At 60.5% G+C, this 8,996-nt stretch carries 9 protein-coding genes; 7 read left to right on the top strand and 2 right to left on the bottom strand.

Features of this window, described 5'->3' with window-relative positions; all coding sequences use genetic code 11:
* From QN219_RS04665 to QN219_RS04645, 5 genes are all read left to right on the top strand, one after another.
* A partial coding sequence (locus QN219_RS04665; RefSeq protein WP_283998367.1) for a cysteine synthase A occupies positions 1–788 on the top strand: 788 nt, incomplete at its 5' end.
* 8 nt (positions 789–796) lie between these two features.
* The gene (locus QN219_RS04660) at positions 797–1,546 is read left to right on the top strand and encodes an alanyl-tRNA editing protein (protein ID WP_283998365.1); all 750 of its coding nucleotides are present in this window, start codon (positions 797–799) and stop codon (positions 1,544–1,546) included.
* A gap of 18 nt (positions 1,547–1,564) precedes the next feature.
* Entirely contained in the window at positions 1,565–2,425 is an 861-nt protein-coding gene (gene sseA, locus QN219_RS04655; protein WP_283998363.1) for a 3-mercaptopyruvate sulfurtransferase, read from the top strand.
* Between the two features lie 5 nt (positions 2,426–2,430).
* Positions 2,431–2,994: a GNAT family N-acetyltransferase gene (locus tag QN219_RS04650; protein WP_283998360.1), complete on the top strand. Its 564-nt coding sequence runs from the start codon at positions 2,431–2,433 to the stop codon at positions 2,992–2,994.
* Positions 2,995–3,149: 155 nt separating this feature from the next.
* On the top strand, positions 3,150–3,617 hold the full coding sequence (locus QN219_RS04645) for a DUF1203 domain-containing protein (protein ID WP_283998358.1): 468 nt from the start codon (positions 3,150–3,152) through the stop codon (positions 3,615–3,617).
* Between the two features lie 124 nt (positions 3,618–3,741).
* On the opposite strand, the gene ald is transcribed toward QN219_RS04645, so the two are convergent.
* Entirely contained in the window at positions 3,742–4,860 is a 1,119-nt protein-coding gene (gene ald / locus QN219_RS04640) for an alanine dehydrogenase (RefSeq protein WP_283998356.1), read from the bottom strand.
* Between the two features lie 157 nt (positions 4,861–5,017).
* Here ald and QN219_RS04635 point away from each other — a divergent pair, with 157 nt between their 5' ends.
* Positions 5,018–5,479: an Lrp/AsnC family transcriptional regulator gene (locus QN219_RS04635; protein ID WP_283998354.1), complete on the top strand. Its 462-nt coding sequence runs from the start codon at positions 5,018–5,020 to the stop codon at positions 5,477–5,479.
* 29 nt (positions 5,480–5,508) lie between these two features.
* Here QN219_RS04635 and QN219_RS04630 read toward each other — a convergent pair whose 3' ends face one another.
* Positions 5,509–6,756 (bottom strand): GGDEF domain-containing protein, encoded by a 1,248-nt coding sequence (locus QN219_RS04630; protein ID WP_283998351.1) that lies wholly within the window; start codon positions 6,754–6,756, stop codon positions 5,509–5,511.
* Positions 6,757–6,972: 216 nt separating this feature from the next.
* On the opposite strand from QN219_RS04630, the gene QN219_RS04625 reads away from it, so the two are divergent.
* A complete protein-coding gene (locus QN219_RS04625; protein WP_283998915.1) occupies positions 6,973–8,946 on the top strand; it encodes a bifunctional 2',3'-cyclic-nucleotide 2'-phosphodiesterase/3'-nucleotidase in 1,974 nt (657 codons plus the stop codon).
* The last annotated feature ends 50 nt before the right edge of the window (positions 8,947–8,996 follow it).

Here is an 8,996-nt window from a genome sequence, read left to right as displayed (position 1 = left end):
CGCTCGGATACCGCACGGTCATCGTCATTCCCGAAACGCAGAGCCAGGAAAAGAAGGACGCGTTGCGACTGATGGGTGCCGAGCTGGTCGAAGTTCCTGCGGTGCCGTACAAAAATCCAAACAACTACGTGAAGATTTCGGGCCGGCTGGCCGCCGAACTTGCCAAGACGGAACCGAACGGCGCGATCTGGGCGAACCAGTTCGACAACGTCGCGAACCGTGACGCGCATGTGGAAACGACTGCGCCGGAGATCTGGCGTGACACAGACGGCAAGGTCGACGGTTTCATCTGCGCAGTGGGCTCCGGAGGCACGCTCGCCGGCGTGGCTCAAGGGCTGCGTGCCAAAAATCCCGCGATCAAGATCGGTATTGCCGATCCGGAAGGGGCCGCACTTTACAATTACTATGCGCATGGCGAGCTCAAGGCGAGCGGGAGCTCGATCACCGAGGGCATCGGCCAGGGCCGCATCACCGCCAACCTGGAAGGATTCACGCCGGACTTCGCCTATCAGATTCCCGATTCGGAAGCCGTGCCCTATGTCTTCGACCTGATCGAAAAGGAGGGGATCTGTGTCGGCGGTTCGACCGGCATCAACATTGCTGGCGCGGTCCGGCTCGCCAAGGAGCTCGGTCCCGGCCACACGATCGTGACGATTCTTTGCGACTATGGTAACCGCTATCAGTCCAAGCTCTTCAACCCGGACTTTCTGACTTCCAAGGGACTGCCGGTCCCAACCTGGCTGAAGACCGCTTCGAACATCACCGTGCCATACGAGCCAGTTGGATAAGATTCGCGATGACCAAGTTCGTTACCGCCCTCTTCCGTGAAGATTTCTACCTCTCGACCTGCGAAGCAAGCGTGACCGGAATTCTCGAGGACGGCGGGATCGAGCTTGACCAGACCTGCTTCTACGCCACCTCCGGCGGACAGCCGGGCGATACCGGCTTTCTCGAGCGTAACGACGGAAGCCGAATCGCGATTGCGGGCACCCGGCACGGCGCCACCAAGGACGTGATCGTCCATGTCCCGGCGGAGGGCCAGCCTTCGCCGGCGATCGGGGAAAAGCTTGTCCTGCATATCGACTGGCCGCGGCGGTACCGATTGATGCGCATGCATACTGCCTGCCACCTGCTGTCCGTCGTCTGCCCGTTCCCGATTACGGGCGCCGCCGTCGGCGAGGACGAAAGCCGCGTCGACTTCGACATGAGCGAAACGATCGACAAGAATCAGGTGACGGCTGCGCTCATGAAGCTGGTCGAGGAGAACCATCGCGTTTACGTGCAATGGATCACGGACGAGGAGCTCGCCGCCAATCCGGGCATCGTCAAATCGAAAAACGTCCGTCCGCCGATGGGCCTCGGACGAGTGAGCCTCGTCTGCATTGGCAAGGATTCCGCCGTCGACAGCCAGCCCTGCGGCGGCACGCACGTGTCCGAGACCCAGGAAATAGGAGCGATTCACATCGCCAAGATCGAAAAGAAGGGTAAGGAGAATCGGCGTTTTCGGATACGCTTCGGAACGCCCGAAGATCGTGCGGCTGTTTGAATCTCTGGAGTGACGACAATGAACAACAACGAGAACAAGAGTGCTTTTGTCGTTTCCGCCGACTGGCTCCAACAGCGTCTCGGCGACCCATCGGTGAAAGTCCTCGACGCAGCCTGGTACCTGCCGGCGCAGAACCGAGACCCGAAGGCAGAATACGAAGCGGCGCACATTCCTGGCGCCATATTCTTCGACCAAGACGCGATCGCCGATCAGTCGAGCGGACTGCCGCATACCCTCCCCTCGCCGCAAGTTTTCGCGCAAGCTGTCGGTGCCATGGGCATTGGTGAGAACGACACGATCGTCGTTTACGACGGGCCGGGCATCCTCACCGCGCCGCGTGTCTGGTGGATGTTCCGGATCATGGGCGCAAAGCACGTCTTCGTTCTCGATGGCGGCATGGACGGCTGGAAGGCAGAGGGACGGCCGACGACCAGGGAGATCCCCAACCCGACGCCACGCGTTTTCAACGCCACGTTCAACGCGGCCGCCGTCACCTCCTTCGAGAGTATGAAGGCAGTCGTGGAGACGCGGCTCGCGCAGATTGCCGATGCGCGCGGCGCAGGCCGCTTCACGGGCGAGGAGCCGGAGCCGCGCGCCGGCCTGCGTTCGGGACATATGCCCGGAGCTAAGAGCCTGCCGTCCGGCGTCTTTTCCGAGGGAGGCAAGTTCAAGGACCTTGATGCCTTGCGCCAGACCTTTGCGGATGCCGGCGTCGACCTGACGAAGCCCGTCGTCACCACTTGCGGCTCCGGCGTCACGGCTGCGATCATAACACTCGCCCTTCAATCGCTGGGGCATACGGACAATACGCTCTATGATGGCTCCTGGTCGGAATGGGGCGGACGGCCCGACACGCCCGTAGCGACCGGCAGAGAGTAAGTGCCATGCAAGGATCGAAACCTGCAGCCATCACGGCGCATGTGACCGAACTCGAAATGACGTCACCGCCGAAACAAAGCCTGCCGATGCCGGTCAACATACACACGGCCATGTTGCGCGTATCGGAAATCCCGCTCGCCTACTACCGCTTCCTCTACCTTCGCGTCGGCAAACGCTGGCACTGGACCGAACGCCTGCGGATGAGCGACGAGGAACTGGCGGGTTTGCTCCACAACAAGGCAACAACGCTCACGGTACTCTACGTCGACGGTGCACCGGCCGGCTTCTTCGAGCTGCACGAACGCGCAGACGAGGTTATCGAACTCACGCATTTCGGCCTCATGGAACACGCGCTCGGCCTCGGCCTCGGCAAATGGTTCCTGCTGCAGACGTTGCTGGCGGCCTGGGCGATGAACCCGCGCAAGGTCAAGGTGACGACGAACAATCTCGATCATCCGCGCGCCCTCCAGCTCTATCAGCAGTTCGGTTTTTCTCCGGTCGCGACGCGGGAGGCAACTGTCGAACCGTTGACTGACGCCGAACTGCTTGCCTTGGCAAGAAAGCTCTAACGGCGCCGCGCGTCTTTGCAGGTGAATTGCGGCATGTTTCTTCTCTTGAAGCGAGCCGCTTCAAGAGAACAGCAACGGGCAAGTTTCGGGTGTCGAAACGACGCGAAACAGCGCATTCCGTTCCTCCACGATTGTTTTCGACGAGGAGAACCGCCATGGCCCTGCGCTACATCCCGATGCCTGACGACGATGCCGAACGACTGCGCGGCAACGGCCCAGACGCCTACGGCAACCCGCCCGAGCGACGCATTTCGGATGGGACTGGCGTTCCCTGCCGGCATTGTCTGCGTAACGTCGATCGCGGCCAGCCCTACCTTGTTCTGGCGTATCGACCCTTCCCGTCAGTGCAAGCTTACGCGGAAACCGGGCCGATCTTTCTGCATGCCGACGAATGCCAGGCACATGACGGAAACTCGCTGCCGCCGATCCTCGCATCCAGCAAGGACTATTTGCTGCGGGGATATGGGAGCGACGACCGCATCGTCTATGGCACCGGCGGCCTCGTTGCGGTGGAGAGGCTGGCAGAGCGCGCCGAAGACTTGCTGGCCCGGGCGGAAGTTGCCTACGTGCATGTGCGTTCCGCCAAGTACAACTGTTATCAATGCCGTGTCGAGATCGCCTGAGCCTACGGCGCCGCGCGTCTATCAGACGTGCAAAGGATGTTGCAGTAACTTAAAGCGGCCGTGACTTGAGGAAACATGCAATGGGGCCCGGCGCCTTGGACGCCGGGCCTGCAAAGTGATCGCGTCAGGCGACGTTGAGAACGGCCTCGGGCGCGTGGGCATCGTAGCCGAGCGCCTCTGCTACTGGCCTGTTCGTCACGCGGCCCTTGTGGACGTTGAGACCGGCACGCAGGTGGCGGTCTTCGGCGATTGCCTTGAGACCACGGTCGGCGAGCTGTAATCCGTAGTAAAGCGTGGCATTGTTCAAGGCCTGTGCCGAGGTCACCGGCACCGCGCCCGGCATGTTCGCGACGCAATAATGCACGACGCCATCCACCTCATAGGTCGGATCGGAATGCGTCGTCGCATGCGACGTCTCGAAGCAACCGCCCTGATCGATGGCGACATCGACGATAACCGCGCCCTTCTTCATACCGGAAAGCATTTCGCGTGTGACGAGCTTGGGGGCGGCAGCACCGGGGATGAGTACGGCGCCGATGACCAGATCAGCGGAAAAGACTTCCTCTTCAAGAGCATCGATCGTTGAGAACCGGGTGTGAATGCGGCCGTTGAAGATGTCGTCGAGCTGACGGAGGCGCGGGATGGAGCGATCGAGGATCGAGACATCTGCACCGAGACCAACGGCCATCTTTGCGGCGTGCAGGCCGACAACACCACCGCCGATGATCGAGACCTTGGCCGGGAGCACGCCAGGCACACCGCCGAGGAGAATACCACGGCCGCCGTTCGCCTTTTGAAGCGAGGTCGCGCCGGCCTGGATGGCAAGCCGTCCAGCCACCTCCGACATCGGCGCAAGCAGCGGCAATCCGCCGCGCTCATCGGTCACGGTCTCGTAGGCGACTGCGGTAACGCCCGAGTTGAGCAAGCCTTTGGTCTGCTCGGGATCCGGCGCCAGATGCAAATATGTGTAGAGAATTTGGCCCTCGCGCAGCTGGGCCCATTCGGAAGGCTGCGGTTCCTTGACCTTGACGACCATGTCCGCCTTTTCGAACACCTCCTTCGCCGTCGAAACGATCCGCGCGCCCGCGGCGCGGTAGGTGTCGTCGTCTGCCCCGATCCCTGCCCCGGCCTTGGTTTCGACGATCACCTCGTGACCATGGGCGACATATTCCCGCACCGATCCGGGCGTCAGACCTACACGGTATTCATGGTTTTTGATTTCCTTCGGGCAACCGACACGCATCTTCGCGTTCCTCTCCTGTCTGTGGGCTTTCCGCCGCATTGATGACAAGCTCAGCAAAACAGATGGGACGGCGAATGTCCTTGCAAAGAGAGGCCCGGTAACGCATTGCTTTCGAATATTATTGCGTAATTGAATGCCATCGTGAGGGAAATCTCGAATGAGCGCGCTCGACACCATTGATCATGCGATTCTGCGTATCCTCCAGCAGAACGGCAGGATATCCAATGCGGATCTCGCCGCGAAGGTCGGCCTTTCCCCCTCTGCCTGCTCCCGCCGGGTCGATATTCTCGAGAAATCGGGCACGATCAGCGGCTATCACGCCCGGATCGCGCACAAGGCTCTCGACTACAAGATCATGGTCATCGTGCACATCTCGCTTTCGGGCCAGTTCGCCAAGACGCTTGCCGAATTCGAGGCGGCGGTAAAACTCTGCCCCAATGTGCTGGTCTGTTATTTGATGTCGGGAGAATACGACTACATCCTGCGCGTCGCGGCAAAAGACCTCGAGGATTACGAGCGGATCCACCGCGACTGGCTGTCGGCCCTGCCGCATGTAGTGAAGATCAATTCCAGCTTCTCGCTTCGCGAGGTTATCGACCGGCCGAATGTCGGCATTTGAGCGTCCTCGGCGTGGCTCGCTGGCCCCGATTATCGTCCGACCACTCGGTTGCGGCCACCACTCTTGGCGGCATAGAGACGCAAGTCCGCCTGCGACAACAACTCGCGAATGCCGTTTCCATCTCCGAATGCCGATGACAGGCCGATGCTGGCGGTCACCGGAGCCCCATTCGGCGTCGTCACGCGGCCGGAAACCGCGAGCCGTATCTCCTCGGCGCGCGAAAGCGCGTCCGGATAGGCGAGCCCCGAGCACAGGACGACGAATTCTTCGCCACCGTAGCGGAACAGGCGGTCGGTCGGCCTGATTGTCGCCTTTACCGTTGCGACCAGATTCTGCAGGACATGATCGCCCTCGATGTGCCCGAAGCGATCATTGACGCTCTTGAAGTGATCGACATCGATGATCATCAGACTGACCGGCGTGTTCTTCGCGGCAGCATCGCGCAGCATCTGCTGCCCCTCGGCCTCGAAGCGGCTTCGATCGAGTGCACCGGTCAACGTGTCCTGGCCGGAGCGCGACAGCAGATCCTCGTAGCGTTCCCGGAAGGTCAGATCATTGAAGACATCGCCAAGCGGCCGATCGGAGATCGCCAAAAACGGGTGGCGCGATGCATTGAGATAAAGCCCGATGGCAATCGCATAAAACGGCGCGGCCAACATCTTCGCCATCCAGCCGCCCCAGAACACGTCCGCCGGCGCATCGTTCACCCAATGCAGCGCCGCATAAAATCCCAGTTGATCGAGCGTCAGGACCACGACGCCGCAGATCAGGAACCTTGCCGTGACAAACCGACGAAGCCAGCGCCCGAGCCTCTCGTAAAGCAGGATGATGACCAAGGAGTCGAAATAGAGAAGCGTCGTGCCCCATACCATCAGCCATCCCATCTCGTCGATGAAAGCGATGTCGGCGACGCGATTGGGCACGATGGCAACAGTGTCATGCAGCCTGAGCAGCAAGCTTAATGCCACCGTCAGAAAGTTACCGGCGAGCAATCCGTAGATAGGCTGACGAACCGTCGCTGCATCCTCCTTCACATAGAGGAGCAGGATCATCATGAGCTTGCCGGAAAAGAACACGGCGGAGCCGGGGGAGATCACTCCGAACGGAAGTTGAACATAGAAAACGGCGGCGAGATAGGTCTCGATGAAATGCATGACGCCGAGCGCCGCCACGAAAACACCAAGCCCCAGGCGCCCGCGCAAATGCAGCAGCCAGATCATTGCCGCTACATAGACCAGCGCCTCGCCGACAAAGAGAATGAGATTGGCGTTTGGCATGCGCACGAGATTTCCGTTTTCGCTCGCCAGTCTCTTAGGAAGAAACTTTGAAGAAAACTTTACTCATGCCCGCCAACACCGTGGCCAATATGCAAGAATCCGCCGCTTTGCCTTGCGGGCACCTTCCGCCATAGTCGCCTGCAAACCAGGACGTTGCCGGAGGTTGCCACTGCGCACTCGGAGAACTCTTTCAACATGGAGACCGCGATGCCATCGATGACCGCTCTTCACCCAATTTCGCGCCGTTCCCTGCTCGGCGGGCTCGCTGCCTCGTCCGCTCTCGCGATGCTTCATCCGTTTTCCGCCCAGGCCAAAGCCAACCAGGCACATCTGCGCATCATGGAAACGACCGACCTGCACGTGCACGTCTTTCCCTACGACTATTACGGCGACAAGCCGAACGACACTGTGGGCCTTGCACGCACCGCCTCCATCATCGATACGATCCGCGCCGAGGCAACAAACGCCATTCTCGTCGACAACGGCGACTTCCTTCAGGGGAATCCGATGGGCGATTACATCGCCTACAAGCGCGGCATGAAGGAAGGCGACATGCATCCGATCATCGCCGCGATGAACGTGCTCGGCTACGATTGCGGCACGCTTGGCAACCACGAGTTCAACTACGGCCTGGACTTCATGTTCAACGTGCTGAACGGCGCCAATTTTCCGATCGTCTGTGCCAACCTGACCAAGGGCGCGCTTGCGGCGAACGCCCGTCAGGATGCGCTCTTCCTCAAGCCCTATGTCATTCTCGACCGCAAGGTGAAGGATGGTGCCGGCCAGGAACACGCAATTCGTATCGGCCTGGTCGGGTTCGTCCCACCGCAGATCATGACCTGGGATGCGAAGAACCTTGAAGGCAAGGCGAACACACGCGACATCGTCAAGGCGGCGGAGGCGTGGATTCCGCAGATGCGCGAGGAAGGCGCCGACATCGTCGTCGCGCTTTCTCACTCCGGAATCGGTCAGCAGAACTATGCCGAAAACCTTGAAAATGCATCGGTGCCGCTGGCTGCGATCGACGGTGTCGACGCGATCGTGACCGGTCACAGCCACCTCGACTTTCCCGGGCCGAAATTCGAGGGCTTTGCCGGTGTCGACAACGCGAAAGGGTTGATTTCCGGCAAGCCGGGTGTCATGGGCGGCTTCTGGGGCTCGCATCTCGGCCTGATCGACCTGCTCATCGAGCGCGACGGCGGCCGCTGGCGCGTGATCAGTTCGACCAGCGAGGCACGTCCGATCTATCGGAGGGAAGAGAAAAAGGTAATCGCCCAAGTCGGTGACAAGGCAGAGGTTCTGGCGGCGGCCCAAAAAGACCATGAGGCGACGCTCGCCTATGTCCGTACGCCGGTCGGCAAGACCTCGGCCCCGCTCTATTCCTACTTCGCTCTTGTCGCCGACGACCCGTCGGTCCAGATCGTCAGTCAGGCGCAGACCTGGTACATCCGCGGCATGCTCAAGGACACGGAGCACAAGGATCTGCCGGTATTGTCGGCGGCGGCTCCCTTCAAGGCAGGTGGTCGCGGTGGTGCCGACTACTATACCGATGTGCCGGCGGGCGACATCGCCATCAAAAACGTCGCCGATCTCTACCTCTATCCAAATACGGTTCAAGCGGTCGTCATCAATGGCGAGCAAGTGCGCAATTGGCTTGAAATGTCGGCCGGTGTCTTCAATCAGGTTGCATTCGGATCGGTAGACGCAGAACTGATGAACGCGGGCTTCCCGTCCTACAACTTCGACGTGATCGACGGCGTCACTTATCAGATCGACCTCTCGCAGCCGGCAAAGTTCGATAAGGACGGCAAGCTTGCAGATGCCTCGGCAAGCCGCATCCAGAACCTGCAATTCGACGGCAAGCCGATCGATCCCGCGCAGAAATTCGTCGTGGTGACCAACAACTATCGTGCCGGCGGTGGCGGCAACTTCCCGGATATCGCCTCCGACAAAGTGATCTTTGTCGCGCCCGACACCAACCGCGACGTCATCGTCCGCTATATTGTCGAGCAGGGAACGATCAACCCTTCGGCAGACGCGAACTGGAGCTTTGCGCCGCTCAACGACACGAGCGTGGTTTTCGACAGCGGCCCCAAGGCAAGACAGTTCCTTTCGCAGGTGAAAGCCGTGACGATCGAAGAAGCCGGCGAAGGCACTGAGGGGTTCGCCCGATTCCGCATCAGGCTTTGAGACGCTGAACGTGGAGGCGGATCGGACACGCTCTTTATCGCGAGGAAGCC

The sequence above is a fragment of the Sinorhizobium sp. 8-89 genome (genome assembly GCF_030124325.1).
GTDB lineage: Bacteria > Pseudomonadota > Alphaproteobacteria > Rhizobiales > Rhizobiaceae > Sinorhizobium.
The sequence above is the reverse complement of the archived record's forward strand: the minus strand, read 5'-3'. Positions and strand labels throughout refer to the sequence as shown.